The sequence below is a fragment of the Streptomyces sp. NPDC059696 genome, from assembly GCF_042733745.1.
Taxonomy (GTDB): Bacteria; Actinomycetota; Actinomycetes; order Streptomycetales; family Streptomycetaceae; genus Streptomyces.
On record NZ_JBHWFG010000008.1, the window covers coordinates 117,591 to 144,261 of the forward strand.

At 72.8% G+C, this 26,671-nt stretch carries 26 protein-coding genes; 15 read left to right on the plus strand and 11 right to left on the minus strand.

All coding sequences use genetic code 11. The features are described 5' to 3' along the window. Positions 1 to 18: 18 nt before the first annotated feature. The 3 genes from ACFV20_RS11200 (at position 19) to ACFV20_RS11210 (ending at position 5,255) form a co-directional block, all read left to right on the plus strand. Entirely contained in the window at positions 19 to 3,201 is a 3,183-nt protein-coding gene (locus ACFV20_RS11200; RefSeq protein ID WP_385655089.1) for a cytochrome P450, read from the plus strand. 427 nt (positions 3,202 to 3,628) lie between these two features. Beyond that, positions 3,629 to 4,918, plus strand: coding sequence for an ROK family protein (locus tag ACFV20_RS11205; protein WP_385655090.1), 1,290 nt, complete (start codon positions 3,629 to 3,631; stop codon positions 4,916 to 4,918). A gap of 61 nt (positions 4,919 to 4,979) precedes the next feature. Continuing rightward, positions 4,980 to 5,255, plus strand: coding sequence for a hypothetical protein (locus ACFV20_RS11210; protein ID WP_385655091.1), 276 nt, complete (start codon positions 4,980 to 4,982; stop codon positions 5,253 to 5,255). Between the two features lie 154 nt (positions 5,256 to 5,409). Here ACFV20_RS11210 and ACFV20_RS11215 read toward each other — a convergent pair whose 3' ends face one another. The 4 genes from ACFV20_RS11215 to ACFV20_RS11230 all read right to left on the minus strand — a co-directional run bounded on the left by ACFV20_RS11215 (position 5,410) and on the right by ACFV20_RS11230 (position 9,631). Continuing rightward, the gene (locus ACFV20_RS11215) at positions 5,410 to 6,438 is read right to left on the minus strand and encodes an SDR family oxidoreductase (protein ID WP_385655093.1); all 1,029 of its coding nucleotides are present in this window, start codon (positions 6,436 to 6,438) and stop codon (positions 5,410 to 5,412) included. A gap of 86 nt (positions 6,439 to 6,524) precedes the next feature. Continuing rightward, on the minus strand, positions 6,525 to 7,781 hold the full coding sequence (locus tag ACFV20_RS11220; RefSeq protein WP_385655094.1) for an aromatic acid exporter family protein: 1,257 nt from the start codon (positions 7,779 to 7,781) through the stop codon (positions 6,525 to 6,527). 100 nt (positions 7,782 to 7,881) lie between these two features. Then, complete coding sequence (locus tag ACFV20_RS11225; protein WP_385655095.1) at positions 7,882 to 8,547, minus strand: HAD family hydrolase; 666 nt, start codon at positions 8,545 to 8,547, stop codon at positions 7,882 to 7,884. A gap of 40 nt (positions 8,548 to 8,587) precedes the next feature. After that, entirely contained in the window at positions 8,588 to 9,631 is a 1,044-nt protein-coding gene (locus tag ACFV20_RS11230) for a PHP domain-containing protein (protein ID WP_385655097.1), read from the minus strand. A gap of 122 nt (positions 9,632 to 9,753) precedes the next feature. Between ACFV20_RS11230 and ACFV20_RS11235 the strand changes: the two genes are divergently transcribed. Both ACFV20_RS11235 and ACFV20_RS11240 read left to right on the plus strand, forming a co-directional pair. Further along, positions 9,754 to 10,563 (plus strand): SDR family oxidoreductase, encoded by an 810-nt coding sequence (locus ACFV20_RS11235; RefSeq protein ID WP_385655098.1) that lies wholly within the window; start codon positions 9,754 to 9,756, stop codon positions 10,561 to 10,563. A 63-nt stretch (positions 10,564 to 10,626) separates the two neighbouring features. Beyond that, positions 10,627 to 10,863 carry a hypothetical protein gene (locus tag ACFV20_RS11240; protein WP_234845778.1) on the plus strand — a complete coding sequence of 79 codons (237 nt, stop codon included), beginning with the start codon at positions 10,627 to 10,629 and terminating at the stop codon, positions 10,861 to 10,863. An 87-nt stretch (positions 10,864 to 10,950) separates the two neighbouring features. On the opposite strand, the gene ACFV20_RS11245 is transcribed toward ACFV20_RS11240, so the two are convergent. The 4 genes from ACFV20_RS11245 to ACFV20_RS11260 form a co-directional block, all read right to left on the minus strand. After that, a complete protein-coding gene (locus ACFV20_RS11245) occupies positions 10,951 to 11,496 on the minus strand; it encodes a VanZ family protein (protein WP_385655100.1) in 546 nt (181 codons plus the stop codon). A 217-nt stretch (positions 11,497 to 11,713) separates the two neighbouring features. Next, on the minus strand, positions 11,714 to 12,376 hold the full coding sequence (locus ACFV20_RS11250) for a DUF4230 domain-containing protein (RefSeq protein ID WP_385655102.1): 663 nt from the start codon (positions 12,374 to 12,376) through the stop codon (positions 11,714 to 11,716). Positions 12,377 to 12,481: 105 nt separating this feature from the next. Further along, a complete protein-coding gene (locus tag ACFV20_RS11255; RefSeq protein ID WP_385655103.1) occupies positions 12,482 to 12,859 on the minus strand; it encodes an anti-sigma factor antagonist in 378 nt (125 codons plus the stop codon). Positions 12,860 to 13,156: 297 nt separating this feature from the next. Beyond that, positions 13,157 to 13,594 (minus strand): MarR family winged helix-turn-helix transcriptional regulator, encoded by a 438-nt coding sequence (locus ACFV20_RS11260; RefSeq protein ID WP_385655104.1) that lies wholly within the window; start codon positions 13,592 to 13,594, stop codon positions 13,157 to 13,159. 104 nt (positions 13,595 to 13,698) lie between these two features. Between ACFV20_RS11260 and ACFV20_RS11265 the strand changes: the two genes are divergently transcribed. Both ACFV20_RS11265 and ACFV20_RS11270 read left to right on the plus strand, forming a co-directional pair. Next, positions 13,699 to 15,153, plus strand: a complete 1,455-nt coding sequence (locus ACFV20_RS11265; protein WP_385655106.1) for an aldehyde dehydrogenase family protein — start codon at positions 13,699 to 13,701, stop codon at positions 15,151 to 15,153. 23 nt (positions 15,154 to 15,176) lie between these two features. Next, positions 15,177 to 16,283 (plus strand): NAD(P)-dependent alcohol dehydrogenase, encoded by a 1,107-nt coding sequence (locus ACFV20_RS11270; protein ID WP_385655107.1) that lies wholly within the window; start codon positions 15,177 to 15,179, stop codon positions 16,281 to 16,283. 19 nt (positions 16,284 to 16,302) lie between these two features. Here the strand turns inward: ACFV20_RS11270 and ACFV20_RS11275 are convergent, their stop codons facing one another. Further along, positions 16,303 to 17,253: an NADP-dependent oxidoreductase gene (locus tag ACFV20_RS11275; RefSeq protein ID WP_385655108.1), complete on the minus strand. Its 951-nt coding sequence runs from the start codon at positions 17,251 to 17,253 to the stop codon at positions 16,303 to 16,305. Between the two features lie 71 nt (positions 17,254 to 17,324). Between ACFV20_RS11275 and ACFV20_RS11280 the strand changes: the two genes are divergently transcribed. The 6 genes from ACFV20_RS11280 (at position 17,325) to ACFV20_RS11305 (ending at position 22,924) form a co-directional block, all read left to right on the plus strand. Next, complete coding sequence (locus ACFV20_RS11280; protein WP_385655109.1) at positions 17,325 to 18,269, plus strand: GlxA family transcriptional regulator; 945 nt, start codon at positions 17,325 to 17,327, stop codon at positions 18,267 to 18,269. Between the two features lie 265 nt (positions 18,270 to 18,534). Continuing rightward, positions 18,535 to 20,310: an ATP-binding protein gene (locus ACFV20_RS11285; protein ID WP_385655111.1), complete on the plus strand. Its 1,776-nt coding sequence runs from the start codon at positions 18,535 to 18,537 to the stop codon at positions 20,308 to 20,310. A 5-nt stretch (positions 20,311 to 20,315) separates the two neighbouring features. Then, positions 20,316 to 20,726 (plus strand): roadblock/LC7 domain-containing protein, encoded by a 411-nt coding sequence (locus ACFV20_RS11290; protein WP_097222428.1) that lies wholly within the window; start codon positions 20,316 to 20,318, stop codon positions 20,724 to 20,726. Continuing rightward, on the plus strand, positions 20,723 to 21,094 hold the full coding sequence (locus ACFV20_RS11295; RefSeq protein ID WP_030845180.1) for a DUF742 domain-containing protein: 372 nt from the start codon (positions 20,723 to 20,725) through the stop codon (positions 21,092 to 21,094). Before ACFV20_RS11290 ends, ACFV20_RS11295 begins: the two co-directional genes overlap by 4 nt. After that, positions 21,075 to 21,677: an ATP/GTP-binding protein gene (locus ACFV20_RS11300; RefSeq protein ID WP_385655112.1), complete on the plus strand. Its 603-nt coding sequence runs from the start codon at positions 21,075 to 21,077 to the stop codon at positions 21,675 to 21,677. Before ACFV20_RS11295 ends, ACFV20_RS11300 begins: the two co-directional genes overlap by 20 nt. Beyond that, complete coding sequence (locus ACFV20_RS11305; RefSeq protein WP_385655114.1) at positions 21,674 to 22,924, plus strand: cytochrome P450; 1,251 nt, start codon at positions 21,674 to 21,676, stop codon at positions 22,922 to 22,924. The genes ACFV20_RS11300 and ACFV20_RS11305 overlap by 4 nt, the downstream gene beginning before the upstream one ends. Here the strand turns inward: ACFV20_RS11305 and ACFV20_RS11310 are convergent. Further along, positions 22,921 to 23,121 (minus strand): hypothetical protein, encoded by a 201-nt coding sequence (locus tag ACFV20_RS11310; RefSeq protein ID WP_385655116.1) that lies wholly within the window; start codon positions 23,119 to 23,121, stop codon positions 22,921 to 22,923. The genes ACFV20_RS11305 and ACFV20_RS11310 overlap by 4 nt on opposite strands. 56 nt (positions 23,122 to 23,177) lie before the next feature. Beyond that, complete coding sequence (locus ACFV20_RS11315; protein WP_385655117.1) at positions 23,178 to 24,908, minus strand: hypothetical protein; 1,731 nt, start codon at positions 24,906 to 24,908, stop codon at positions 23,178 to 23,180. Positions 24,909 to 25,573: 665 nt separating this feature from the next. Between ACFV20_RS11315 and ACFV20_RS11320 the strand changes: the two genes are divergently transcribed. Both ACFV20_RS11320 and ACFV20_RS11325 read left to right on the plus strand, forming a co-directional pair. After that, positions 25,574 to 26,038 (plus strand): pyridoxamine 5'-phosphate oxidase family protein, encoded by a 465-nt coding sequence (locus tag ACFV20_RS11320; protein ID WP_385655119.1) that lies wholly within the window; start codon positions 25,574 to 25,576, stop codon positions 26,036 to 26,038. A 79-nt stretch (positions 26,039 to 26,117) separates the two neighbouring features. After that, entirely contained in the window at positions 26,118 to 26,510 is a 393-nt protein-coding gene (locus tag ACFV20_RS11325) for a VOC family protein (RefSeq protein ID WP_385655120.1), read from the plus strand. Positions 26,511 to 26,671: the final 161 nt, after the last annotated feature.

The window sequence follows — 26,671 nt, forward strand, 5'->3', positions numbered from 1 at the left end:
AAAGGCAGTTGCCGCGTGATGCCCCCCACCGGACAGACCCCCCTGACCGCCGACGACCTCCCCGGCGTCCCCGTCGCCGACATCTCCGCCACCGGGCCCGGCGGTACCCCCGTCCAGCAGGTCATGGAGCTGATGCGCGAGCACGGGCCGGTTCTCGTGCGGCGGCTGTACGGGCGGGACACCTTGTTCGTGAGCGACCTGGACCTCGTGGCCGAACTCGCCGACGAGGAGCGGTTCGCCAAGCACGTCGGCCCCGGCCTGGAGAACGTCCGCGAGTTCGCCGCCGACGGCCTGTTCACGGCGTACAACGACGAGCCCAACTGGGCCAAGGCGCACGACATCCTCATGCCCGCCTTCGCGTTGGGCTCGATGCGCACCTACCACCCCGTGATGCTGGAGGTGGCCCGGCGGCTCATCGCGTCCTGGGACCGCGACGCCCGCGCCGGCCGGCCGGTGAACGTGCCCGACGACATGACCCGCATGACGCTCGACACCATCGGACTCGCCGGCTTCGGCTACGACTTCGGCTCCTTCGAGCGGTCCGAGCCGCACCCCTTCGTGCAGTCGATGGTCCGCTGCCTGGAATGGAGCATGACCCGCCTGGCGCGTGTGCCCGGGAAGGACTACACGGAGCGGGACGCGGCCTTCCGGGAGGACTCCGCCCACCTCGCCAAGGTCGTCGACGACGTCATCGCGGCCCGCACCGGCACCGACCAGAGCGGCACCGAGGACCTCCTCGGCCTGATGCTCACCGCCGAGCACCCGGGCGACGGCACCACGCTCGACACCGCCAACATCCGCAACCAGGTCATCACGTTCCTGATCGCCGGCCACGAGACCACCTCCGGCGCGATGTCCTTCGCGCTATACTACCTCGCCAAGCACCCGACCGCGCTCCGCCTGGTGCAGCGCGAGGCCGACGCGCTGTGGGGCGACCGTGCCGACGTCGAGCCGACGTACGAGGAGGTCGGCAGGCTGACCTACACGCGCCAGGTCCTCAACGAGGCCCTCCGGCTGTGGCCCACGGCCGCCGTGTTCTCCCGCGAGGCCCGCGAGGACACCCTGCTCGGCGGCCGCATCCCGCTGCGCGCCGGGCAGGGCGTCCTGGTCCTCGCGCCGATGCTGCACCGGCAGCCCGTGTGGGGTGACAACCCCGAGCTCTTCGACCCCTCCCGCTTCACGGCCGAGGCGGAGGCCGAGCGGCCGGTGCACGCCTTCAAGCCCTTCGGCACCGGCGAGCGGGCCTGTATCGGACGGCAGTTCGCGCTGCACGAGGCGACCATGCTGCTGGCCATGCTCGTCCACCGCTACCGGCTCAACGACCACGCCGACTACCGGCTCGACGTCAAGGAGACCCTCACTCTCAAGCCCGAGGGCTTCACCCTCGCGCTGACGCCCCGCACCCCCGCCGACCGCGTCCACGGCCCGCTGCCGGGAGCCGCCCCGGCCCGGGACACCGCCTCGGACGCGCCGCGCGACCTGCCCGCCCGCGTCCGCCCCGGCACCGCCGCCCTCTTCCTGCACGGCAGCAACTACGGCACCTGCCGCGACTTCGCGGCCCGGCTCGCCGACGAGGCCGCCGCCCTCGGCTGCGCCACCGAGGTGGCACCCCTCGACACCTGCGCGGACGGCCTGCCCACCGACCGGCCCGTCGTCATCACCGCAGCCTCCTACAACGGCCGCCCCACCGACGACGCCACCGCCTTCGCCGCCCGGCTGGAGGAGACCCACGACCTGTCGGGCGTCACCTACGCCGTCCTCGGCGTCGGCGACCGCAACTGGGCCGCCACCTACCAGCACGTCCCCACCCGCATCGACGAGCGGCTCGCCGAGTGCGGCGCGGACCGGCTGCTGGAGCGTGCCGCCGCCGACGCCTCCGGCGACCTCGCCGGCACCGTCCGCGCCTTCACCGCCTCCCTGCGCACCGCCCTCCTGGAGCGCTACGGCGACCCGGACGCCACGGCACCGGACCCGCAGCCCGAGAGCGCCTACGAGGTCCGCACGCTGACCGGCGGCCCGCTGGACGCCCTCGCCGCGCGGTACGAGCTCCTTCCCATGCGGGTCACCGAGGCCCGCGACCTCACCGCCCCCGGTTATGCCCGGCGCAAGCGGTTCCTGCGTGTCGCCCTGCCGGCCGGCGTCACCTACCGCACGGCCGACCACCTCACCGTGCTGCCCTCCAACGCCCCGGACCTGGTCACCCGCGCCGCCGCCGCGCTCGGCACCGACCTCGACACCGTCCTGGACATCCGCGCCACCCGCCCGCGCCGCGACGGCATCGCCGTGGACCGGCCCGTGACGGTACGGCAGCTCCTCACCCACCATGTGGAGCTGCAGGAGCGCCCGAGCCCCGGGCAGCTGGCCGCGCTCGCCGCCGCCAACCCGTGCCCGCCGGAGCGCACCGCCCTGGCGGCCCTCACCGACGATCCCCGCACCCTCGTGGAGATCCTGGAGGACCACCCGGCCCTGCGCGGCGCCCTGGACTGGCCGCGGCTGCTCGACCTCCTCACCCCGCTGCGCCCGCGCCACTACTCCATCTCCTCCTCGCCCGCCGTCGACCCCGGCCACGCGGACCTGATGGTCTCCCTGCTGGAGGCACCCGCCCGTTCCGGCAAGGGCGTCTTCCGGGGCACCGGCTCCGGCCACCTCGCCGCCGTCGAGCCCGGCGACACGGTGTACGCCCGGGTGCAGCCGTGCCGCGAGGCCTTCCGTATCGACGCCACCGGCGATCCCGCGCCGGTCGTCATGATCGCGGCGGGCACCGGCCTCGCCCCGTTCCGCGGCGCCATCGCCGACCGTGCGGCGGCCCTCGCGGCCGGCGCCGAACTCGCCCCCGCGGTCTGCTACTTCGGCTGTGACGCGCCCGACGCCGACTTCCTGCACGCCGACGAACTGGCCGCCGCGGAGGCCGCCGGGGCCGTCTCGATGCGGCCCGCCTTCAGCGAGGTGCCCGAGGGCGAGGTGCGGTTCGTGCAGCACCGCATCGCGGCCGAGGCCGAGGAGGTCTGGGCCCTGCTGGAATCCGGGGCGCGGGTGTACGTCTGCGGCGACGGTTCCCGGATGGCACCCGGGGTGCGGGAGGCGTTCCGCACCCTGTACCGCAAGCACACGCCGGGAGCCGACGAGACGGCCGCCGAGCAGTGGCTCGACCAGCTGGTCGCGCGGGGGCGTTACGTCGAGGACGTCTACGCGGCGGGCTGAGCGGCGAGGCAGGGGAAGGGCGGACACACGGTGGTGACTCCCAGGAACGGGCCCGTCGCGTCCTGGCGGCGGCGGGCCCGTTCCCGGCCGCCCAACGGCGTTCACGGCGAGGTCCGACGCCGTCCTCGACGACGCCCGGCGCTACGGAGCCACGCTGCCCGCCCCGTCGACGCGGTCGCCCGGACCGCCGCGTCCGCGCACGGCGCTCTGGACGGAGGTGACCGCGTCCGCGCACGGTGCCCTGGACGAGGTGACCCGCCCCCGCCCCGTCCACTTCGACCTGTGGTCGAGACAGCGGAGGCCCGCCGGCCCCGCCGTACCGGACGACCGGTTAGCTCACATCGTGAAATAAGGTCGGGAGGGATGTCGCACGGGCCCGCCCCCGACGGTATGTTGCAGGTCGGGCATGGGATGCGAAGGGAGCCACATGGCTGCGCGGAACGGGCGCACGGTACGCGATCTCAGGCGGGCCAACCGCACGGCCGTGTTGCAGAGGCTCTACTTCGACGGCCCGCTCAGCCGCTTCGAGCTCGGCCCGGCGACCGGCCTGAGCTCCGGTTCCGTCAGCAACGTCGTCGCCGACCTCGTGGCCGACGGGCTGGTCGAGGAGGCCGGCAGCGTCGACTCCGACGGCGGCCGCCCCCGCACCCTGCTGCGCGTCGCACCCGGCAGCGGCCACATGATCGGCGTCGACGTCGGCGAGACCCGGGTCCGGGTCGAGCTGTTCGACCTCACCCTCACCGAACTCGCCCGCGCCGAGCGCCCGCTGTCGCCCCAGCGCTACGAGGTCGAGGCCATCGTCGACCACATTCGCCACGGCATCGCCGAGGTACTGGACACCGCCGGTCCCGCGCCCGAACGGCTCCTCGGCGTCGGTATCGGCGTCCCCGGCATCGTCGAGCGCACCCCCGAACGCGGCGCGCTCGTGCACGGCCAGACCATCGGCTGGGACGGCGTCCCGCTGGAGGCCCTGCTGCGCGCCGGCTCCCCCCTGCCGGACACCGTGCCGTACTTCATCGACAACGGCGCCAAGACGCTCGGCCAGGCGGAGATGTGGTTCGGCGCCGGACGCGGCGCCCGCAACGCCGTCGTGGTCCTGTTCGGCTCCGGCGTCGGCGCCAGCCTCGTCACCCCCGACGTGGAGCAGGGCCGCGCGGTCGAGTGGGGGCATCTGACCGTACGGGTCCGGGGCCGCCGCTGCCGGTGCGGTGCGCTCGGCTGCCTGGAGGCCTACGCGGGTGCCGAGTCGCTGCTCGCCCGCTGGCGGGAGGAGGGCGGCCGGGTCCCCGACGCCGCCGACGAGGAGACCGCCCTCACCACCATGCTCGCCGCGGCCCATCCGTCCGAGGGGACCGCCGCCGACCCCGTCGCGCTGGCCGTCCTGGAGGAGACCGCCGAATACCTCGGAGCGGGCCTGTCCGACCTGATCAACCTCTTCCAGCCCGAGCGCATCCTCATCGGCGGCTGGGCGGGCCTTGCGCTCGGCGCGCGCTTCCTGCCCGCCGTACGCCGCCACGCCATGGCGTACGCGCTGCGGCACCCGGCCGGGAAGGTGACCGTCGACTTGGGGCGGCTCGGGCCCGACGCGGTCACCGTCGGAGCCGCGATCCTGCCGCTCGCGGACTTCTTCGCCCGCGGCGGACGGCGCCCCGACCCGGCACCGGAGTACCCGCTCCCCGCGTGGCGCACGGCACTCCAGGAGCGGACCCCGCGCTGAGGTTTCGACGATCAGCGCGGAGGTACTCGCGTGGCGCCCGGACCACAGAAGGGAGCACGCCGTGACCGACCACCGCCTCGAAGGACCCGGCGAGAACGGTCAGCCCATTCCGCGGGACATGCCTGACCAGCAGGCCGACGACGGCGAGGACCCGTGGGAGGTCGCCCCGCGCTTCACGGGCACCGGCGAGAAGGACGCGCGCCGGAGCGACGACGAGACCGATGAGCCCGCCGGTGACGTCCCCGACACGGACGAAGCGGGGACGGGCCGGCAAGGAGCACCGCGCTCGGGAACGGTTCACCCCGAGCACCCGGTGCCGGACGAGCCCTCCGCCTAGGAGGGCGTCCCGAACCGAGGGCCGCAGCCGACTGTGGGGGTCGGCTGCGGCCCTCGGTCATGTCCCGGTCCACCCGGTCCACCCGGTCCATCCGACATGCCCGGTGGGCGTGCCCGTGCGCACGGCGTGCCCTGGCCCGGCGCAGGCCGCCGGCTCAGCCCACCTTGCGTCCGCGCAGCGGCTCCGTCCGCGCTCCCGCGCCCTCCCGCAGGCCCAGCAGGAACTCCTCCAGCACTTCGGGAGCCGTGTGCTCCGGCCGCCAGCCCAGCTCCGTGCGCGCCCGCGTGCAGTCCATGAGCGGCAGCCGCAGGACCGCGTCGAACAGGTGCGGTGAGGCGGGCAGCAGGTGCAGGCCCCACGCGGCGGCGATCGCCGACCGGGCCGCCGTGCGCGGCAACCGCACCGGACGCGCGTCGAACATCTCGCCCAGCAGCCGCGCGTCGACCGGCGGGTCCGCCGCCAGGTTGAAGGCGCCCCGGACATCGGAGTGCAGCGCGAGCCGGTAGGCGTGCGCCGCGTCGTCCGTGTGCAGGGCCTGCATCCGCAGCCCCGGGATGTCGGGCAGGACCGGCAGCAGCTCGGGGCGGGCCAGCGGTCCGGGCAGGAACTTGCCGCCGAAGATGCGGCGCTGTTCGCTGGCGGACTCCCGCCGGAACAGGAAGGCGGGCCGCATCCGCACCACCCGCGTCGTGGGGTGGTCACGCTCGAAGGTGTCCAGCGCCCGCTCCAGATAGGCCTTCTCCCGGCAGTACGCGGCATCCGGCCAGCCGTGCGTCGGCCAGGACTCGTCGACCGCCTCGTCCTTCGGCCCGGGCGAGTACGCGCCGACCGACGAGGCGTGCACCAGCGCCGGAACGCCGGCGGTGGCCGCCGCCTCGAAGACGCGCATGCTGCCGAGCACATTGGTGCGCCAGGTCGACGCCGGATCGTGCGTGGGCTGGAACGCCCACGCCAGATGGACCACCGCGTCGGCGCCCGAGAAACGCTCCGCCAGGCCGGACCGTTCGGAGGCCAGATCGACGGCGGCCCAGTCCGTCTTCGGCGGCGACCAGTCGGGGATGCGCCGGGCCAGCCCCAGCACGGAGGCGACCTCCGGGTCCTGCGACAGCAGGCGCACCACGCTCGTGCCGACGTTGCCGGTGGCACCCGTGACGACGACCTTCTTGCCCGTTGTGCTGCTCACCGCGTGCTCCTCTCGGCCACCCTGTTCCACGAGAGGTGACCGAGTACCCGGCTTCCCCGTCCCGGACCCCCGACGGCCCGGGTACGTCACCGGTCCTCGTCGCCCGTGACCGTCTCCGCCCAGAGGTTCTCCGCCTGGAGCAGCAGGGTGCCCAGGACCGCCGTGTGGGCGGCGCCCTCCCCGGCGTTCCGGCGCAGCCCCTCCTGCAACTCCTCCTGCAGTTCCCGCATCGCCTTCTGCGTCTCGTCGTCCGGCCGGGCGGTCACGCCGCCGTCGAGCAGGCTGTCGGCCTCGGCGCACAGGGCGTCCCCGATCAGCTCCAGCAGCCGCGCGTACGAGCGCAGGGCCGGGCCCTCCGGCGGGGCGGGGGACCGGTTGTCGTCCACGGACACCGCGAGGGCCCGGGTGAGCGTGCCGACGTGCCCGGTGACCCGGGCGAGCCGCTCGTCCTCGTCCTCCGACGGCAGCGCACCGTCGTGCGGTACGCGGTGCAGGGCGCGCAGCGGGGCATAGGTCAGGCGCAGGCTCTCCTGCGACCACCGGCGCGCCGAGCGCAGCGCCTTCAGGCGGTGGTCCAGCCGGTTCGCCGCGGCGACCCAGCCACCGGCGGTCTGCGCGTCCCACTCGCCCTCGCGCAGATCGCCGGCGACCAGGTGCAGCACCTCGCCCGACTCCCGCGCGAGCGCCGCCAGGTTCGCCCGAACGTCCCGCAGGTGGATGGGCGGCAGGACGAGCGCGTTGACGGCGACGCCGATGACCGCGCCGATCGCCGCCTGGCCCACCCGGTGCCCGACGGCGGACAGGCTCACCATGCCCGAGGAGATGGTGAACAGGGCCGTCGTCGCCGCGTAGATGCCCTGGTCCCCGAAGCGGGGCCAGTTCGCGAGCAGCATCAGCACCGGCACGGACAGGGCGATCGCACCGAGCGTGTCGTCGGTGATCGCCTGCGCCGCCGAGGCCACCAGCGTGCCCACGCAGATGGCCCCGAACTGCCGCGCCCCCTGCACCAGGGAGCTGAACACCGTGGCCTGCACCAGCACCAGCGCCACCCAGGGCGCCATCAGCGCCAGCGGGTCGTCCATCCAGACGCCGCCCACCAGCCAGGCGAGCACGGCCGCCCCGGCCGCCTTCAGCGACTGGACGACCAGGTCCCGCTCCCGGCCGGGCCCGCGCCACGCCGCCAGCACGGCCTCCCAGGCCGCCCGCGACTCCCGCCGCACGGCGTCCACCGGCCGCACCGGCCGCACCGTCCGCTTCCCCTGCTCCAGATGCTCGATCCGCCTCTGGTCCGCGGCCGCTCCCCGGGGCCGCGCGTCCGACGCCGCCCCCGTGTCTCCGTTCATGTCCCTCCGCCCGCGGAAGGCCTCCGCCGTCCGCCGTACCGCACTCGTCACACGCGTCATTCGCTGCGGGTATCCGCCTGACCGGCGGTTTCACGTTCCTTCATGCCAGCGGGCTGTCGCCGAGGGCGGACAGCAGGTGCGCGGGGTCGGCATAGACCGCGTCCGCGCCGGATGCGGCGAGGTCGGCGCGCGGGATGCCGCCGCACAGGACACCCACGCAGGTCACCCCGGCCCTGCTGCCCGCCTGCATGTCCCACACGGTGTCGCCGACGAACACCGCCCGCCGGGCCGGCACCCCGGCCAGCTCCAGGGCGTACTCGACCGGCTCGGGGGCGGGTTTGCCCTGCTCGACGTCGTCGGCGCTGGCCGTGGCGGCGATGGCCTCGTCCGCGTCGATCGCCCGGCGCAGCGCGCCCAGCTCCGCGCCGCCCGCCGAGGTGGCCAGCACCACCGTCCACCCGTCCCGGTGCAGCCGCCGCAGCAGTGCTCCGGCCTCCGGCAGCGCGGGCAGCCGGTCGAAGTACTGCCCGTACAGCGCCTTGTGCCCGGCGCTGATGTCCGCGTCCTGGTCCGTGTCCCGGTCGTCGCCCAGCAGATGGGCGACCAGGTCGGTCGACGGCAGTCCCACGGCCCGGTGGACGGCGTGCATCGGCACCTGGTGGCCCGCCTGCCGGAAAGCCTCCCACCAGGCCACGACATGCAGATGATTGGTGTCGACCAGCGTGCCGTCCACGTCGAACACGGCCGCTCGTTCCGCGCGTCCCATAGGTGCAGTCCCTTTCTCTCCGGCCGCGCCGGGTACCACGTCAGCCGCCCGCCACGCCCGACGGCATGCGCCGCTCACCGGTCCAGGCCAGCAGTTCCTCGAGGGACCACGTGGTCACCACCCGCTCGGGCGGCACCCCGCACTCCTCCGCCCGCGCGCACCCGTTGATCTGCCAGTCCAGCTGTCCCGGCGCGTGCGCGTCGGTGTCGACGGAGAACAGCACCCCGGCGTCCACGGCGCGCCGCAGCAGCCGCCGCGGCGGGTCCAGCCGCTCCGGCCTGCTGTTGATCTCCAGGGCCGTGCCCGTCTCCGCGAGCGCCGCGAACACCTCGTCCGCGTCGAACTCCGACTCGGGCCGTCCCCGCCCGGTCAGCAGCCGCCCCGTGCAGTGCCCGAGCACGTCCGAGTGCGGGTCCCGCACGGCGGCCACCATCCGCCGGGTCATCGACCGTGCGTCCATGCGCAGCTTGGAGTGCACCGACACGACCACCACGTCGAGCCGCTCCAGCAGCTCCGGCTCCTGGTCGAGCGCGCCGTCCTCGAGGATGTCGCACTCGATGCCGGTCAGCAGCCGGAACGGAGTCCAGGTCTCGTTCAGCTCCGCCACGACGTCCAGTTGCTCCCGCAGCCGCTCGGGCGACAGGCCGCGCGCCACCGTCAGCCGCGGCGAGTGATCGGTCAGCACCGCCCAGTCGTGGCCCAGCTCCGCGGCCGCCCGGCCCATCTCCTCGATCGGGCTGCCGCCGTCCGACCAGTCGGAGTGCAGATGGCAGTCCCCGCGCAGCAGCGCCCGCAGCTTCTCCCCGCCCCGCACGACCGGGTGAGCCCGGTCGGCCTCGCCCTCCAGCTTCTCCAGATAGCCGGGGACCTCGCCGGCCAGCGCCTCCCGCACGACCTGTGCGGTCTTCGGGCCGACGCCCTTGAGCCTCTCCAGCGAACCGTCCGCCGCCCGCCGGCGCACCTCGTCCCCGCCCAGGTCCTTCAGTACACGGGCCGCCGTACGGAAGGCGCGCACGCGGTAGGTCGGTGCCAGGGACCGCTCCAGCAGGAAGGCGATCCGGTCCAGTGCCTCGACGGGATCCATCGCCACCTCCACCTCAAGGGTTCCCCAGCGCCCGCCGGGCCGCACGACGGGCACGCGGTTTGCGCCGTATCCCCCCGGGTACTGCGATGCCTCGCCCTCACCCGTCGACGAGGAGGCCCGTCATGCCCGACCCCACCGCGCCCACCGGGAAGGTCGCCGTGATCACCGGCGCCGACTCCGGCATCGGCCGTGCCACCGCCGTCCGCCTGGCGCGGGCCGGCATGGACGTCGGCATCACCTACCACACGGACCGTGAGGGCGCGCAGCAGACGGCCGAGGAGGTGCGCGCGCACGGGCGGCGCGCCGAGGTCGCCCGGATGGACCTCACCCGGCTGCCCGACGCCGCGGACACCGTCGACGACCTGTGCGAGCGACTGGGCCGTATCGACGTGCTGGTCAACAACGCCGGCACCGGCACCATGACGCCCTTCCTGGACCTGGAGCTGACCGACGTGCGCGAGGTCCTCGACGTCGACCTCGTGGGGCCCTTCCTGTGCGGGCAGAAGGCGGCCCGGCACATGATCGGGCACGGCGAGGGGGGCCGGATCATCAACGTCACGTCCGTCCACGAGCACCAGCCGCGGGTGGGCGCCGCACCGTACTGTGCCGCCAAAGGGGGGCTCGGGCTGCTGACCCAGGTCATGGCCCTCGAACTGGCCGAGCACCGCATCACCGTCAACGCGGTCGCCCCCGGGGAGATCTCCACGCCCATGACGGGGCAGGAGGACACCGACCCGCACACCGAGAGCCGCCCCGGCATCCCGCTGGGCCGGCCCGGTGACGCTCGCGAGGTCGCCGCGGTCATCGCCTTCCTCGCCGGTCCGGACGCCTCGTACGTCACCGGCGCGTCCTGGAGCGTCGACGGAGGCATGCTGCGGATGGGCCCGCAGGCCGGTTCCCATCTGACCGGCCACGACTGGCGCCGTCCCTGAGCGGTGGCCGGGCCGCCGGCTGCTGGACCCGCGCCACGGCCGGTTGCGTTCTACGCTCGATGCATGACCGAAAGCGCGAGCCCCTACATATCCCACCCGCGGATCCTGGTGCTCGGGGTCCAGCCGGGTACACCGCCGTTCCGGATCGTGCAGATCGACGGCCAGGTGGTCGGGGAGGCCCGGGCCGTCACCGACGTCCTGGCGGCCGCGGCCGCGTACGGCATCCCCGTGCACGACATGGACGATCCGGACGTGGTCCGCTGGGTGGGCGGGGACAAGTTCACCTGGACCCTGCACTGACCGTCCCGTATCGGCGACCACCAGCCGGTGCCGACGGTCCTCTTCACCTGGACGCCCGTGCCCGACCAGTTCAGCGGCGGACCCGGCCTAGGCCTTGCCGGCGGACGGCTTCTCCTCCGTCCGGGCCGTGCGGGGCCGGCGGGCGTGCACGGCCCTGCTGAGGCGGCGTCCCAGGAGGAGGTAACCGATGAGCGCGCCCGACGTGTTGAGGATGACGTCGTCGATGTCGAAGGCGCGCCCGGTGACCAGGGCCCCCTGGGCGAACTCCACCAGGAGCATCACGATCGCGGTCAGGAACAGCACGCGCAGGATGCCGCGGGTGCGGGGGGCGACCACGGGCACCAGGATGCCGAAGGGAACGCCCAGCAGGATGTTGCCGCCGATCTGCTTGACGGCGTCCCGCAGTTCGGGCTGATCCAGGTAGGCCTTGAGGGAGCTGCCGGGGTGCAGATTGCTGTGGGTCAGCGCCTCCGAGGCGGGGGAGGGCTGCAGGGTCAGCCGGGCCAGCACCACGGCGAAGGCGACCATGAACAGGAACGCGCACAGCATCGCCAGCAGCCGGACGGGCCACGGGAGCGGGCGGCGCTCGCTCGGTGACCCGGCGGTCCGGGGACGTGAGGCAGCACTGGCCATGGGGGGTCCTCCACTCTTCAACTTCCCTGCGTGACAAGGCGGTTACCCCAGGGCGTGCCGACGATGCCGTGGGGGGTCGTTCCCGGCCACGGTCCCGGGCGGGATCGCCCGGGACCGTCACCTCCCCTCCGTTGCCCGCGTTCGGCCCGGGCACTCCCTCCGGTGGGCGCACAACGGGGCGGGACCCACGGTCCCGCCCCGTCGCCCGGGCGCCGGATCAGCTCCCGTACGAGACGCGCACCTGCTTGAAGCCGAGGGAGCGGAGCAGGCCTTCGAGCATGCCGGTGGTGTTCGACTCGGCGCGTGCGGTCAGCTCGCTCTCCTTCGCTGCGTCCCCGATGTGCCGTACGGCCAGCTTCTGGACGGCCTGCTCGCCGTTGGGGTTGTCCGAGAAGAGGTCGCCGAGGCGGTCGAGGAGGCCGCGTTGCTTGGAGACCGCGTAGGAGCGGTCGGGGTCGAGGGCGGGCTTGCCCAGTTGCGCGTGGGGCAGCCGGAGGGTGGCGGACGTGCGGTCGTCGTTGACCTTCACGTCGTTCTCGCCCACCTTGCCCAGGTCGACGTAGGCGTCGACGGTGCCCGCACCGACGTACAGCGTCCGCGTCCCGCGGATCGCGTCGGGCAGGAGTTTGGCGTCCTTCTCCAGGTCCACGACCACCTGGAAATTGCCGGACGCGGCGTCGTAGCGGCTGATGTCCTGGATGGACTTCAGCAGCGCCGGGCCGGACCGGTCCCGCGTCTCGGTGCCGAACAGGTCCTTCAGGCCCGGGATCACACTCAGCCGGATCCCCGCGAAGAACACGACGAGCAGCAGCACGAGCGCGGCCACCACCTTCGCCCAGCCGGGCATGCGCCTGGGGAGGCGCTTGACGGGAGTCGTCATGCGACGGCCCTCCTTCCTACTGTCCGGATGCCCACCCGGCTCGCCGCCAGACCGCCGGATCCGGGAGCGGCCGGCGCCGGCGGAAGCACGCGGGGCGCGGGCCCGTCACGGGCGGGGTGTCGCCTCGGGCTGTTCCAGCGCCGCATCCAGGGTCGGGTGCGGAGGCAGCAGCCGGGACAGGCCCGTGATCCGCAGGACGCGCAGGGTCAGCGGGTGGGCGCAGACGAGGAGCATCTGGCCGCGCCGGTCGAGCACCCGGCTGCGGGCCCGGTACAGCAGCCGCAGTCCGGAGCAGTCGAAGAAGTCGATCCCGCTGAGGTCGACGACGACCCGGGCGGCCGGGCGGTCCGTCTCCCGGTCCAGGTGCGGCGCGATCTCCGAGGCCGCGGCGAGATCGATCTCACCCCGGAACTCCAGCACCGTGTGGCCCCGTTCCCGGCGGACGCGCAGATGCCGGGTGAGCGGTGCAGGTTCCTGCCGCACGACGAAATCGCCTCCAGCCTGCTCCGTGCGTGGGGAGGGGCACGGGTCCAACGTCGTTCCCCGCCCTGCAAGTTACCCCCCAACGAGTGAATTTGAGCATGTTCGATTGACATATGTCTTTGAAGGCCCGCCGAGTTGGCCGAGGTTCGCGCCGGGGCGTGCGCGGGCGTGATGCCGAGGCGTGTGCGGGCGTGATGCCGCGACGTGCGCGGGCACAGTGCCAAGCCGTGTGCGGGCGCGGCTTCGTGACGCGCCGGTGTGACCCGGGGGCGTCCCCTTGTCCCGGCCGGACTACGACTACGACAGGGCCTGCCAGGCCTTGGTGAGCGCTTGGCGGAACTGCTCGGTCTGGCGCGCGGTGAGGCCGCGCACCATCCGCTCCTCCAGTTCCCGGACCGGCCCGGCGTGCCGGGCGAGCACCTCGCGGCCGGAGTCGGTCAGCAGGATCAGCCGCTCCCGGCGGTTGCGGGGGTTGCGCTCCCGGCGCACCAGCCCGCGGCCCTCCAGGGAGCGGACCAGGTCCGCGATCGACTGGGCGGTGACGAAGGAGTCCCGCGCCAGCTGGGCCGCGGACAGCCCGTCGTGCCGTTCCAGCACGGTCAGCGCCGTGTACTGCAGCGCGGTGATGCCGGAGCTCCTGACCAGCTCGTCCAGCTGGGAGCGGACCACCAGCTCCACCTGTTTCACCATGTAGAGCAGCGAGGGGTGCGCCTTGGTCACCTGTGCGTCCAGCATGGAGGCAGGCTAGAGCATTGACAGGATTCCTGTCTCTCACGAAACTGCGAACGGACAGGAATCCTGTTTATTGAAAACTTGGCCACAATGCTGAGGAGTGGGCGATGACCACCTTCGAGGGCACACCCGGGCAGTTGTTCATCGGGGGCCGGTGGCAGGAGGCCGCCGACGGGGCGCGCACCGGGGTGATCGACCCGTCCCGGGGTACCGTCGTCACCACCGTGGCCGAGGCGGGCCCCGCCGACGTCGACGCCGCCGTACGCGCCGCCCGCGAGGCCTTCGACGACGGATCCTGGTCCGGTCTGAGCGGCCGCGAGCGCGGCCGGGTCCTGCAGCGCGTCGCCGGGCTGATCCGGGACAACGCCGACGAACTCGCCGCGCTGGAGAGCCTGGACGTCGGCAAGCCGATCACGCTGTGCGGCGCCGTCGACGTCACCAACGCGGCCGACGACTACGAGTACTACGCCCATCTCGCGCAGAGCCAGGACGGCGGCCTGCGCGACCTCCCCGTGAACGCCCTCGCCTACACCCGGCGCGAGCCCCACGGCGTGGTCGCAGCGATCACTCCGTTCAACTTCCCCCTGATCCTGGCCGGTTCGAAGATCGCCCCGGCACTGGCCGCCGGCAACACCGTCGTCCACAAGCCCGCCGACGAGACTCCGCTCAGTGCCCTGTACATGGCCCGGCTGCTCCAGGAGGCGGGTGTCCCCGACGGCGTGGTCAACGTCGTCACCGGCAGCGGCCCGGTGGCGGGCGAGGCGCTGCTGCGGCACCGCGGTGTCGACAAGGTCGCCTTCACCGGCTCCACCGCCATCGGCCGGCACGTGGCGAGTGCCGCGGGCGAGGCGCTCAAGCCCGTCACCATGGAACTCGGCGGGAACGCCGCCCACATCGTCTTCGAGGACGCCGACCTGGAGAAGGCGGTCGGCGCGGTCATCAAGGGCTTCGTCTTCAACACCGGCCAGTTCTGCATGGCCGGCCCGCGCCTGCTGGTGGCCCGCTCGGTGTATCCGACGCTGCTCGGCATCCTCGCCGAGGCCGTGCCCGGTGTGCCGGTCGGCGATCCGCGCGACCCGGCCACGGTCGTCGGCCCGATGGCGGCCGAGAAGCACCTGAAGAAGGTCGAGGAGTACGTCGCCCTGGCCCGCGCGGAGGGCGCCCGCGTCGTCTGCGGCGGAGAACGGCTCGACCTGGACGGCGGCTACTACTACCGGCCCACGGTCATCGCCGACCTGGCGAACGACTCCCGAGTGATCCAGGAGGAGATCTTCGGGCCGGTCCTCACCGTGCAGCCCTTCGACGACGAGGACGAAGCCGTCGCCCTCGCCAACTCCACCCCCTACGGCCTGGCCTCGGGGATCCAGACCGCCGCCCTCGCCCGCGCCCACCGGGTCGCCGGCCGGCTCCGGGCGGGCATCGTCTGGATCAACGACTGGGCGATGCTCGACCCCGCGGTGCCCTTCGGCGGCGTGAGGGACTCCGGCTACGGCCGCGAGTACGGGCCCGAGGCCCTCGCCGGCTACACCAGGGTCAAGTCCGTCGTCGTCTCGCTCGACTGAGCACCCGTCAGGGAGTCATGGCGATGCCCTTCACCACTCGTGCCGCGGTCGTCGAGTCCGGCGGCGCTCCCTTCACCCTCTCCGACGTCGTCCTCGACCCACCGGGCCCGCACGAGGCGCTGGTCCGCATGGTCGCCGCCGGTGTGTGCCACACCGATCTCTCCGTCGCGAGCGGCGGGCTGCCCTTCCCGCTGCCCGGCGTTCTGGGGCACGAGGGCGCGGGCGTCGTCGAGGCCGTCGGCTCCGCCGTCACCGGCGTCGCGCCGGGCGATCACGTCCTGCTCTCCTTCACCTCCTGCGGTGCCTGCCGCAACTGCCGCGGCGGGCACCCCGCGTACTGCGCGACCTGGCTGCCGCTGAATCTGATCGGCGGCAGCCGGGCCGACGGCACCGGCACCATCAGCCGGGACGGCCGGACCCTGGGCGGCCACTTCTTCGGCCAGTCCTCCTTCGCCGAGCTGGCCCTGGCCGACGAGCGCAGCCTCGTCAAGGTCGACCCCGAGGTGCCGCCGGCGTCGATCGGCCCGCTGGGCTGCGGCGTACAGACCGGTGCGGGCGCCGTATGGAACGTCCTGCGGCCGGAGACCGGCGGCACGGTCGTCGTCCTGGGCGCCGGAGCGGTCGGCCTGTCGGCGGTGATGGCGGCGGCGCTCACCCCGGCCGCCAGGATCGTCGCCGTCGACCGGGTCGCCGATCGCCTCGCCCTGGCGCAAGAGCTGGGCGCCACCCACACCGTCGACACCAGCGGGACGGATCTCGCCCCGGCCCTCGACGAGATCACCCGGGGACAGGGTGCGGACGGGGTCGTGGAGACCACGGGCGACGTCGGTGTCCTGCGCAGCGGCGTCGACGCGCTCGCGGCCCGCGGCACCCTGGTCGTGGTCGGCGCCCCGCCCTTCGGCACCGAGGTCGCCCTCGACGTCAACGGCCTCCTCGGCGGCAAGCGCGTCGTCGGCCTCACCCTCGGCGACAGTGAGACGCAGACCATGATCCCGGCCCTGGTCGCCCTGGTGAAGGACGGACGGCTCCCGCTGCACCGCCTGATCGCCACCTATCCCTTCGAGGACATCGACCGGGCGGTCCAGGACATGAGGTCCGGCAGGACGATCAAGCCGGTCCTGACGTTCTGACACCGCCCGGGACGCCGTCTCAGTCGTTCAGCAGAACCAGCTTCCCCGTCGTGCGGCCGGTGTCGCCGAGGGCGTGTGCCTCGGCTGCGTCGGCCAGCGGGAAGGTCCCGGCGATCGTGGCGCGCAGCTTCCCGGTCTCCACGAGCTCCGCGACGGCCTCCATGCCGCCGCGGTCGGCGTCCACCAGCATCCGCAGCGCCCGCACGCCGAGCCGCCCGGCCTCCTCGTACAGCTCGTCCGAGCCGACCGGCAGGATCGAGACGAGGACTCCGCCGGGGCGCAGCACGCGCAGCGAGCGCAGCGCGTTGTCGCCGCCGATCGTGTCCAGGACGACGTCGGCGTCCTTCACGGCCTCGGTGAAGTCCGTCTCCCGGTAGTCGATCGTCTCGTCGACGCCGATGCCGCGCAGGAACTCGTGCTTGCCCGCGCTCGCCGTGCCGATCACGTAAGCGCCGCGCGCCTTGGCGATCTGCACCGCCACGTGCCCGACCCCGCCGGCCGCGGCGTGGATCAGCACCCGCTGTCCCGGCCGGAGGTCCGCGTGCTCGGTCAGCGCCTGCCAGGCGGTGAGCGAGACCAGCGGGAGCGCGCCCGCCTGGATGTGGTCGACGCCGGCCGGCTTGCGGGTCAGGGCGCGGGCCGGGGCGATGACGTATTCGGCGTGCGAGCCGTGCCCGTAGGGGTAGGGCAGCATGCCGAAGACCTCGTCACCGGGTGCGAAGGCCACGACGCCGATGCCGACCGCCTCCACCACCCCGGAGACGTCCCAGCCCAGGACGAAGGGCGGCTCGCCCAGGAATCCGCCGGTGGCGCGGTGCTTCCAGTCGGTGGGGTTGACCCCTGCGGCCCGCACCCGGACCAGTACCTCGTTGGGCTTCGGTACCGGGCGCTCGATCTCCGTTTCCTTCAGGACCTCGGGGCCGCCGAGGACGTCCTGGCTGATGGCGCGCATCGTGTTCTGTGTGCTCATGGTCAACCAGCGTGCCGGTCCGCGCCCGCCGCGCCAATGGCAAGATTGCCAACATTCGATACGATCGTGCCATGCGACGCGAACGAGTGGTGGTCCTGGCCCTGGACGGGGTCTATCCCTTCGAGCTGGGCATCCCCAGCCGGATCCTCGGGGCGGCCGACGGGCGGTACGAGGTCCTCACCTGCTCGGTCGACGGCCGTCCGGTGCGTACCAACGCCGACTTCGGCGTCACCGTGGAGCACGGCCCCGAGATTCTCGCCACCGCTGACACCGTCGTGATCGCGCCCGTCGCCCCGGACCGTCTGGCCGACGAGGTGTCCGGCGACGTCCTGGCCGCGCTCGCGCTCATCCGCCCCGGCAGCCGCATCGTCTCCATCTGCACCGGCGCCTTCGTCCTGGCCGCCGCCGGTCTCCTCGACGGGCGCCGGGCGACCACCCACTGGCAGGTCGCCGACCGCTTCCGGCGCATGTTCCCGCGCGTCGACCTCGACCCGGACGTGCTGTTCGTCGACGACCACCCGTTCCTGACCTCCGCCGGGGCGGCCTCCGGCGTGGACATCTGCCTGCACCTCGTCCGCAAGGACCACGGCAGCCGCCTGGCCAACAGCGTCGCCCGCCGCTGTGTCGTCCCGCCCTTCCGGGACGGCGGCCAGGCCCAGTACATCGAGCAGCCCGTCCCCGAGCAGGGCGCCGCGAGCACCGCGGCCACCCGCGCCTGGGCCCTGGAGCGTCTCGGCGAGCCGCTCACCCTGGCCGACCTCGCCGGTCACGCGCGGATGAGCCAGCGCACCTTCGCCCGCCGCTTCCAGGGCGAGGTGGGCCTCAGCCCCGGCCGCTGGCTGATCCAGCAGCGCGTGGTCCGGGCCCGGCACCTGCTGGAGTCCAGTGACCTGACGGTGGACCAGATCGCCGGCCGGGTCGGCTTCGCGACCGGCGCTTCCCTGCGCCAGCATCTCAACGCGGCGATCGGCGTCTCACCGCAGGCCTACCGGCGCACGTTCCAGACCGCCCGCTGACGTCGGCGGCTCATCCGTGTTTTTTTCTGACGCCACGACAAGTCCACTGACAGCAAAGCCATTTGTCGACCTGTTGTCTTGTGTCGGAGGGTGACGGAACCCTCACGTCCGGGGGCGGGCGAGATTGATCCTTTCGGGTTCAAACCCGATAGGGTTCCGATCGGCGCTGCGAGTTGACGCGATCGCGTCCAGTCGACCCGCGGTGCGTACTCATGAGTGCGATCCACACCCCCCCTGTTCGTTCGTGTTGCTTCGAAGGATGCAGATGGAACTCGCCACTCCGCCACCGGCGGCGCGGGCCCCTGTCGCCTGGTACAGCTGGTGGTTGATGCCGCTGGGCCTGGGAGGCGGTACCGTCGCCGCCACGTTCATGAGCTCGGAGCGAATAACCGCGGCCGTCGCCGGAGTCGCGGCGACGGCGGCCGGTGCCGTGTGCGTGCGGCTGCTGCTGCGCACCAGGGCACAACTGCACCGGGCGGAGAGCTCCTTCCGCGCCACGCAGGCCGAGCACAACCAGCAGTGGCAGCAGCACGTGGCCGGCCTGGAACGCAAGTACTCCGCCGAACGCGCCGGCCTGGAATCCCAGCTCAACGAGCAGAACGCGACGTACGAGCGGCGTCTGGCCGAGCAGAGCGCCGGCTACGAGGCGCAGCTCGCCGACCGGACCGCCACGTACGAGTCGCAGCTCGCCGAGCGGTCCCGGGCCTACGAGGAACGGCTGACCGAGCAGGCCACGTCCTACGAGGCCCAGCTCGCCGACCAGGCCGAGGTCTGGCAGGAGCAGCTCTCCCACCAGCTCGCCGCGGTCGCCCGGCTCGCCGACGAGCAGCTGCCCGACGCGATGGCGAAACTGCGCGCCGGTGACGCCATCGACGACCTGCTGCCCACCGTCAACCAGTGCGCCAAGGTCAGCTCGGAACTCCAGGCCGAACTGCGCAAGCTGCTGCGCACCTCCCTGATCGGCCTGGAGACGGAGTTCGACCGCTCCACCTCCGCCGAGCAGGCCGTGATCAGCATCGGCAACCGCATCCACGTCCTGACCAGCAAGCTCCGCGGCCGGCTGCACGAGATGCAGGGCGAGCACGGCCGGCTGCCGGCCGTCGCCCGGGGCCTGATGGAGCTCGACCAGGAACTCGGCCCCGCCGACTCGCTCGCCGCGAGCATCGGCGTACTCGGCGGCTCCGACCGGCCCGGCCGGCAGTGGCAGGAGCCGCAGCGTCTGCTGAGCGTGGTGCGCGGCGGCATCGGCCGCATCAAGGACTTCCACCGGATCCAGGTGCGCCACCTGCCCGAACTCGGCGTCGACGGCGGCCTCGTCGATCACCTCACCCTGATCCTCGCCCACCTTCTGGACAACGCGGCCCGCTACTCGCCGCCCACCGAGCCGGTACTCATCTCCGGCAGGGAGGTGCCCAACGGCGTCGGCATCGAGATCCAGGACTCCGGCAAGGGTCTGAGCGAGGAGAAGAAGCGCGAGGCAGAGCACGCCCTCGCGGGCACCGCGCCCGGCGCGGGCCTCGGCGGCATCACCGAGGACGCCAACATCGGTCTGCGCGTCGTCGGCGCCCTCGCCCGCCGCTACGGCATCCGCGTCACCTTCGCGGACTCCCCGTGGCTCGGTACCTCCGTGGTGGTCGTGGTCCCGCACAAGTACTTCAGCCCGCTGCCCACCGCCGCGCCCACCGCCGCGCCCGCGACGGCCGGGTCCGCCCCGCAGACCCGTACCGCCACCACCGCCCCGGCCCGCGAGACGGCCACCGTGCCCGAACAGCGAACCGCGCGGACCGAGACCGGCGACACCACACCCGGCGGCCTGCCCCGGCGCCGCAGCAAGCGCAACGAGACGGAGGCGCCCAGACCCGCCACCGAGCGCAGTGACCGGACCACCGTCGCCGCCGTCCCGCCGGACGCGTCCTTCTCGGGACTCGCCGCCTTCGCCACCGCCGGACGCGACGCGGCACAGGCCACCGAGCCGGCCGGCGACGACGGCACCCCCACCGGCCGCGAGTACACCGAGCACCGCACCGAAGAGAGCGACTAGTCCTCATGACGCAACAAGGAACAGACGTGAGCTGGGCGCTCCGCGATCTCGTCGAGAGCATCCAGGAGATCCGTTTCGCCCTCGTGGCCTCCAGCGACGGCAAGGCCATCACCTCCTACGGCGCCGAAGACCCCGACGACGTCGACCGCTTCGCGGCCGTGGTGGCCGGCCTGCAGGCCCTGGCCCAGCCGGTCGCCGAGCAGTTCCCCACGTACGCCGGGCAGTTGCGCCTGGCGATGATCGAGGTGGACGGCGGGCACCTCTTCGTCGTGCGCGCCGGTGTGGAGACGTACCTCGGTGTCCTCGCCAGGGAAGGCCTCGACCAGGGGCTGCTGGGACACCAGATGAGGGACCTGGCCCGCAGGATGGGTGAACTCCTCGGCACCACTCCGCGCCTGGAGGAGCACTCTGGATGAGTGCTCCCCGCAGACCGTCGGACCCGTCCGGTCTCGAGCGCTACTACGTCCTCACCGGAGGGCGCAGCGGACCGGGCGGTTCGGCGTCGAGCCTCGACGTGGCGACCCTGGTCGTCTCCCGCGCCGCCCCGTTACCGGGCATGCAGCACGAGCACGAGGAGATCCTCCGCCGCTGCCGGGACCCCCTGTCGGTCGCCGAACTCGGCGCTCACCTCGGGCTCCCCTTCAACATTCTCGCGGTGCTGCTGTCGGACCTGCTGGACGCAGGTCGCGTCGAAGCCCGTAACCCCATCCCGGCGCACGAAGCCGGTCGCGGGCCCGACCTCGCGCTCCTTGAGGAGGTACTCAGTGGACTTGAAAGGCTTTGACCAACCCGGAGGCTCGGCCGGGGACACCCGCTCGGTGAAGGTGATGATCGCGGGCGGCTTCGGCACCGGGAAGACCACCATGGTCCGGTCGGTCAGCGACATCAAGCCGCTCACCACCGAGGAGACCCTCACCCAGGCCAGCGCCGACGTCGACCACCTCATCGGCGTCGCCGACAAGACGCAGACCACCGTCAGCCTGGACTTCGGCAAGATCGGCATCAACGAGAGCCTGGTGCTGTACCTGTTCGGCACGCCCGGCCAGGAACGCTTCTGGTTCCTGTGGAACGGCCTGTTCAAGGGGGCCCTCGGCGCGATCGTCCTGGTGGACACGCGCCGCCTGGAGTCCAGTTTCCGGGCGATCGAGGAGATGGAGCACCAGGACGTCCCCTTCGTCGTCGCGCTGAACGTCTTCCCCGACTCCCGGAACTACCCGGTCGAGGAGATCCGGGACGCCCTGGACATCCCCGAGCACACCCCGGTGGTGGCCTTCGACGCCCGCGACCGGGCGGCCAGCCGGGACGTCCTCGTCGCCCTGATCCACCATCTGAAGGAACGCTCCGCCGTGGCCCTGGAGCCCCGATGAACGACCAGACCGCATCCGGACCGCAGGCCGTGCGGGGCTGCCCCGTCGCCCACCACGGCTCCGAAGCGGCCCGTCTGTACGGCCCGGAGGCCGCGACCGACCCGGTGGGCATCTACGAGCGGCTGCGCAAGGAGCACGGCTCGGTGGCACCGGTCCTGCTCGAAGGCGACGTGCCCGCCTGGCTGGTCCTCGGCTACCGGGACAACCGGCGGGTGCTCGACAACCCCCGCCAGTTCAGCCGGGACGCGCGGATCTGGCGGGACTGGCGGGAGGGCCGGATCGAGGAGACCTCGCCGATCATGCCCATGGTCGGCTGGCGCCCCGACTGTGTGTCCCAGGACGGCGAACCGCACCGCAGGCTGCGCGGCGCCGTCACCGACGGGTTGCAGGCGGCGGCCGCCCGGGGCATCCGGCGGCACGTCACCTACTTCGCGAACAAGCAGATCGACGCGTTCGCCGACGCCGGGCGCGCCGACCTCGTGGCCGACTACGCCGAGCAGCTGCCGATGCTCGTGCTCACCCGCATGCTGGGCCTTCCCGCGGCGGACGGGGCGCGTCTGATCGAATCGTGCGCCCAGGTCTTCAAGGGCGGTGAGGGCGCCCTCGAACACAACGAACGGATCATGGAGATCCTCTCGGACCTCGCCGAGCGCAAGCGGGCCGAGCCGGGCTCCGACTTCGCCACGGCCCTGCTGGAGCACCCGGCCGGCCTCGACCACGACGAGGTCGTCAGCCATCTGCGCCTGGTGCTGATCGCCGCGCACACCACCACCAGCAATCTGCTGGCCCGGGTCCTGCAACGGATCCTCACCGACGCCGCCCGGCTGTCCGGTCTGGTCAGCGGGGAGCTGAACATCTCCTCGGTGATGGAAGAGGTCATGTGGGACGCGCCGCCGCTGTCCGTGCTGCCGGGCCGGTTCGCCACCGCCGACCTGGAGCTCGGAGGCCATCACGTCCAGGAGGGAGAACTGCTCGTCCTGGGCCTGGCCGCCGGCAACCTCGACCCGGAGGTACGGCCCGACTCGGCCGTCGCCGTACAGGGCAACCAGTCGCACCTGGCGTTCAGCGCCGGACCGCACGAGTGCCCGGGGCAGAACATCGGCCAGTCCATCATCGAGATCGGCGTGGACGTGCTGCTGCACCGGCTGTCGGACCTGCGCCTGGCCGTACCGCCGGAGGAACTCGGCTCGACCGCCTCCACGTGGGAGTCCCGGCTGGACAGCCTGCCGGTCGAGTTCGCCGTCTAGGCCCCCTCGGCGGACAGCCTGCCGGTCGGGTTCGCCGTCCAGGCCACCTCGGCGGACAGCCTGCCGGTCGGGTTCGCCGTCCAGGCCACCTCGGCGGACAGCCTGCCGATCGGGTTCGCCGTCCAGGCCACCTCGGCGGACCCGTTGCCCGGCCGGCTTCCGGCCGGGCGACGTCGTGCGGGCGGGCGGTACTTCACCCGCTCGCCGGTGGTGACCCCGCGACGCGGCGACCCGGCGGCCGGTGCTCCTCGCGTCAGCCGTCCAGCCAGTCGCCCGCGACGCGCGTGGGACGGTATCCCGTGGCGTTCCAGAGGAAATGCGGGTGGGCGCCGCCGAACATGTAGGCGAGCAGTGCGGTGTCCTCCCTGCCGGTCCGGGGGTCGTGCAGGGTGTGGAACTTCTCGGATCCCACCACCCCGGCGTCCTCCTGGATCTGCCGGGCCCGCTCCGGGGACGGATCGGCGCCGGACGCCTCCACGGCGGCGATGTAGGTGCGGCGCAGGATCTCCCACGCGCTGTCGGTGTTGCCGCGCCACGGGCCGTGCAGTGCCTCGAAAGCACGCAGCTCGGCGTCGAACAACTCCCACGCCTGCGGGTGTTGGACCCGGCAGCGCGCGGACAGCTCAGCGGCCCCGGGGCTCAGATCCGCCGCGGCGCGCCGCGGGGCGAGGGTGAGGGTGGTGCCGTGGGTCAGGATGCCGCTGCACGCGTTGGGCTGCAGGTCGCACAGCGGACAGTCCTCGGCCGGGGGGAGGCCCTCGGTGATGCCGTCGAACCACAGGGCGTGGCGGCCCGTGAGTCCCATCCAGACGATGGTGGTCGTCATCAGCCAGGTGTTCCACATCGGGTCGTGCGCCTCGGGCATGCAGCCGTACTTGACGATGGCTATGGCGCAGGCGGCGTAGAGGGCCTTGGTGTGGGTGGGCATGTCGGCGAGCCAGAAGTTGCTGATCTCACCGGTGAGCGCGTCGGCCCGGACGTCGGCCATGTCGTCGATGGCGCGGCACAGCAGCAGGGAGGCGAGGTTCTCCTCCTGCCAGAGCTCCGTGTCCGGCGCGACATGCCAGAACAGGCAGTCCAGCATCTGCAGGATCGAGTAGGTGCTCTGGTCGAGGGGGTTGGTCTGGGGGAGGACGACGTCGCCCGCGTCGTGCTGCTGGAGCCAGTACTCGTCGACGGACCGCTTGTGGGCCGCGAAGAGGCCGGAGACCAGGGCCCGTGCGCTGTTGGTGCTGAAGTCCTCGGCAAGGCGCTCTTCGACATGCTGGGTGAGGCGGGTCGTGTCGATGGTGTCGATCACGCGCTTGTACTCGTGGAAGACGAGGATGTCGTCCTCGAAGCGGTGGCGGTGGCCGAGGTCTCTCTCCAGATCGTTCATCTGCCGGGTCCAGGACCAGCCACCGGTGAGGACACTGTCGAGTTCCCGGCGGTGCGGCCAGGTCTTGACGGCGAGGGGGCGACCCGCGCTGTGCCGCCAGTGGTAGTCGTCCAGCGTGCGAGCAGGGGGAGTCGGCAGACGGCGGCACAGAGGGCAGGTGCAGGCGGCCGTCGTCTCCTGCGCGCGCTGCGGGGCGAGTGCCCGGGTCCGCCAGGCCCCCTCCAGCATCACGCAGGTCAGCCGGCAGACCTCGGCATCGGTGCTGACCTGCGGAAAGGCCTCTTCTATCACGCGCAGGCCGGCGTCGAGACGCCTCAACCTGGCGTACCCCTCCTCGTCGGGCGGGAGGAACGCGGGCCGCGCCAGATGCAGGGCACCCTCCACGCGCAGCGTGGTACCGCTTTCGGCGGATCCGAGTGCGTCCAGCCGCTGCCGGGCGGCGTCCTGGCACCTCCGGTACTCCTCCGTGCTCCCGTTGATCCGCTCCAGCAGCAGGTGGGCCAGGGCGGCTCCCGCATCCGTGGGCTGAAGGGGGGCGCCTTGCTGCGCCGGGATCAGGCCGGCGGTGGACGCCTTCGGAACAGCACCTGCGACTCGAGATTTCACACCGGTCTCCCAATGAGCTGTGGTCATGGCAACGGAATCGATCGACCGTGGTCGTCGACCGGCCGTGTCCGGGAATCTTCTGTACTTTCCGCGACGGCCTCGCCGGGACAGCCGGCATCACACGACCGGCTCTGGCTCCCGCCGCGCACGATCGCGAGGGGTACGACTGCTGCGTGGACGGCACTCCTCCTGAAGGGCGAGCGCCTGATTCGCCGCCTCAGTCGTGTGGATCGGGAAGCACGCGCTGCCCGTCAGGCGCGGCGCGGCCCGCGGACCCGAGAGGCGCTGCCGCACCCGGGGCGTGCGGGGAGCCGACCGGTGTGTCGAAGGGCGGGTCGAACCGGACGTCCTGAGGCATGCGCTTCCTTCCGGGAGACGGACCGCAGAGCCCCCCGCCCCTGCGAGCGGACGGTGTCGTGACCGGCCGCACACTCGAACTCGGCTTCGCAGTCCGAACGTTGAACCGAGAAGCGGTACGAGACTGCCCAAGGCGTGATCGAGCCATTCCGTGACACCACCGTGATCTCGGTTACGGCGGAAAGCGCTTGAGCTGCGTACACTCCGTCCTCCCTCACCGGCCCCGGCTTGTCCGCCGAGCCTCCGGTGTCCCGGCACGCCACACTGGTCGACGTCCGCTCCGACGACTCCCAGGAGGCGCAAGAACGATGACGTCCCCACCCGCACGCAGCGCTGAGCAGCGCAAGAAGGACACCCTGCACCGGCTGGACCACGACGTGGACGCCTGGGTCGCCACGGCCGACGGCGCCTCGGGGACGCCGTACCTCGTCCCGCTGTCCTTCCTCTGGAACGGCTCGTACCTGCTGTTCGCCACGCCCGCGTCGAGTCCCACCGGACGGAACCTGGCCGCGTCCGGCCGGGCCCGTGTGGGTATCGGGCCGACCCGTGACGTCGTCATGGTCGAAGGCGGCGTCGAGACGGTCCAGCCCGGCGACCTGCCCGAGCAGGACGCCGAACTCTTCGCCGCCAAGACCGGGTTCGACCCCCGCCGGCTCGCCACGCCGTACCTCTACTTCCGGATCGTGCCGCGGCGGGTGCAGGCCTGGCGGGAGGCCGACGAACTCGACGGGCGCGAACTCATGCGCGACGGACGGTGGTTGACGACCGACTGAATCGGCCGCACCGGGATATCCGCAAGAAAGAGGGCCGCGGGGCACGACCGCCCCGCGCCCGGAATCCTGCGGAGGAGACATGGCACTGGTGAAAGCGGGGGTCCTCGTGCTCGACTGCGCCGAGCCCGAGAAGCTCGCCGCGTTCTACAAGGAACTACTGGAGGGGGAGGAGTCGGACGCCACCGCCAACCGGGTCGAGATCAGGAACGCCGACGGCTTCCGGATCGCGCTGCGCCGGGACGTCAACGCGACGCCGCCCAGCTGGCCCCGCCCCGAGAACTCCCTTCAGGCCCATCTGGAGTTCGTGGTGGACGACCTCGACGCGGTGGAGCGCCGCGTCATCAGTCTCGGCGGCCGTCCCTTGGAGGCCAAGGAGCCCTCCGGTCCTTTGGAGGAGCGCGGCTACGCGGACCCGGCAGGCCACTCCTTCACCCTGCGCCGCACCGCCCCGACGGCACCCAAGCAGGGCTGAGCCGCGAGCAGGGCCGAACCGAGGGGACGACGAACGGCACGGCCGGACGGGCCCCGGCCCGGCGACCCCGCCAGGGCGGAGATGCCCGGCAGGGCGTCGGCGGGCCCGCACCGGCCGACCGGGTCAGGTGTGTGAAACGAGGCCGGCCCCCGCTCGGCGCG

Bases quoted from the DNA above. Each gene is read 5' to 3' on its own strand.
- ACFV20_RS11270 (WP_385655107.1), top strand. From the start codon at position 15,177: ATGCCCTTCACCACTCGTGCCGCGGTCGTCGAGTCCGGCGGCGCTCCC.
- ACFV20_RS11320 (WP_385655119.1), top strand. From the start codon at position 25,574: ATGACGTCCCCACCCGCACGCAGCGCTGAGCAGCGCAAGAAGGACACC.
- ACFV20_RS11240 (WP_234845778.1), top strand. From the start codon at position 10,627: ATGACCGAAAGCGCGAGCCCCTACATATCCCACCCGCGGATCCTGGTG.
- ACFV20_RS11245 (WP_385655100.1), bottom strand. From the start codon at position 11,496: ATGGCCAGTGCTGCCTCACGTCCCCGGACCGCCGGGTCACCGAGCGAG.
- ACFV20_RS11275 (WP_385655108.1), bottom strand. From the start codon at position 17,253: ATGAGCACACAGAACACGATGCGCGCCATCAGCCAGGACGTCCTCGGC.
- ACFV20_RS11295 (WP_030845180.1), top strand. From the start codon at position 20,723: ATGAGTGCTCCCCGCAGACCGTCGGACCCGTCCGGTCTCGAGCGCTAC.
- ACFV20_RS11285 (WP_385655111.1), top strand. From the start codon at position 18,535: ATGGAACTCGCCACTCCGCCACCGGCGGCGCGGGCCCCTGTCGCCTGG.
- ACFV20_RS11305 (WP_385655114.1), top strand. From the start codon at position 21,674: ATGAACGACCAGACCGCATCCGGACCGCAGGCCGTGCGGGGCTGCCCC.
- ACFV20_RS11230 (WP_385655097.1), bottom strand. From the start codon at position 9,631: ATGGATCCCGTCGAGGCACTGGACCGGATCGCCTTCCTGCTGGAGCGG.
- ACFV20_RS11205 (WP_385655090.1), top strand. From the start codon at position 3,629: ATGGCTGCGCGGAACGGGCGCACGGTACGCGATCTCAGGCGGGCCAAC.
- ACFV20_RS11225 (WP_385655095.1), bottom strand. From the start codon at position 8,547: ATGGGACGCGCGGAACGAGCGGCCGTGTTCGACGTGGACGGCACGCTG.
- ACFV20_RS11200 (WP_385655089.1), top strand. From the start codon at position 19: ATGCCCCCCACCGGACAGACCCCCCTGACCGCCGACGACCTCCCCGGC.
- ACFV20_RS11235 (WP_385655098.1), top strand. From the start codon at position 9,754: ATGCCCGACCCCACCGCGCCCACCGGGAAGGTCGCCGTGATCACCGGC.
- ACFV20_RS11260 (WP_385655104.1), bottom strand. From the start codon at position 13,594: ATGCTGGACGCACAGGTGACCAAGGCGCACCCCTCGCTGCTCTACATG.
- ACFV20_RS11325 (WP_385655120.1), top strand. From the start codon at position 26,118: ATGGCACTGGTGAAAGCGGGGGTCCTCGTGCTCGACTGCGCCGAGCCC.
- ACFV20_RS11280 (WP_385655109.1), top strand. From the start codon at position 17,325: ATGCGACGCGAACGAGTGGTGGTCCTGGCCCTGGACGGGGTCTATCCC.
- ACFV20_RS11250 (WP_385655102.1), bottom strand. From the start codon at position 12,376: ATGACGACTCCCGTCAAGCGCCTCCCCAGGCGCATGCCCGGCTGGGCG.
- ACFV20_RS11220 (WP_385655094.1), bottom strand. From the start codon at position 7,781: ATGAACGGAGACACGGGGGCGGCGTCGGACGCGCGGCCCCGGGGAGCG.
- ACFV20_RS11290 (WP_097222428.1), top strand. From the start codon at position 20,316: ATGACGCAACAAGGAACAGACGTGAGCTGGGCGCTCCGCGATCTCGTC.
- ACFV20_RS11265 (WP_385655106.1), top strand. From the start codon at position 13,699: ATGACCACCTTCGAGGGCACACCCGGGCAGTTGTTCATCGGGGGCCGG.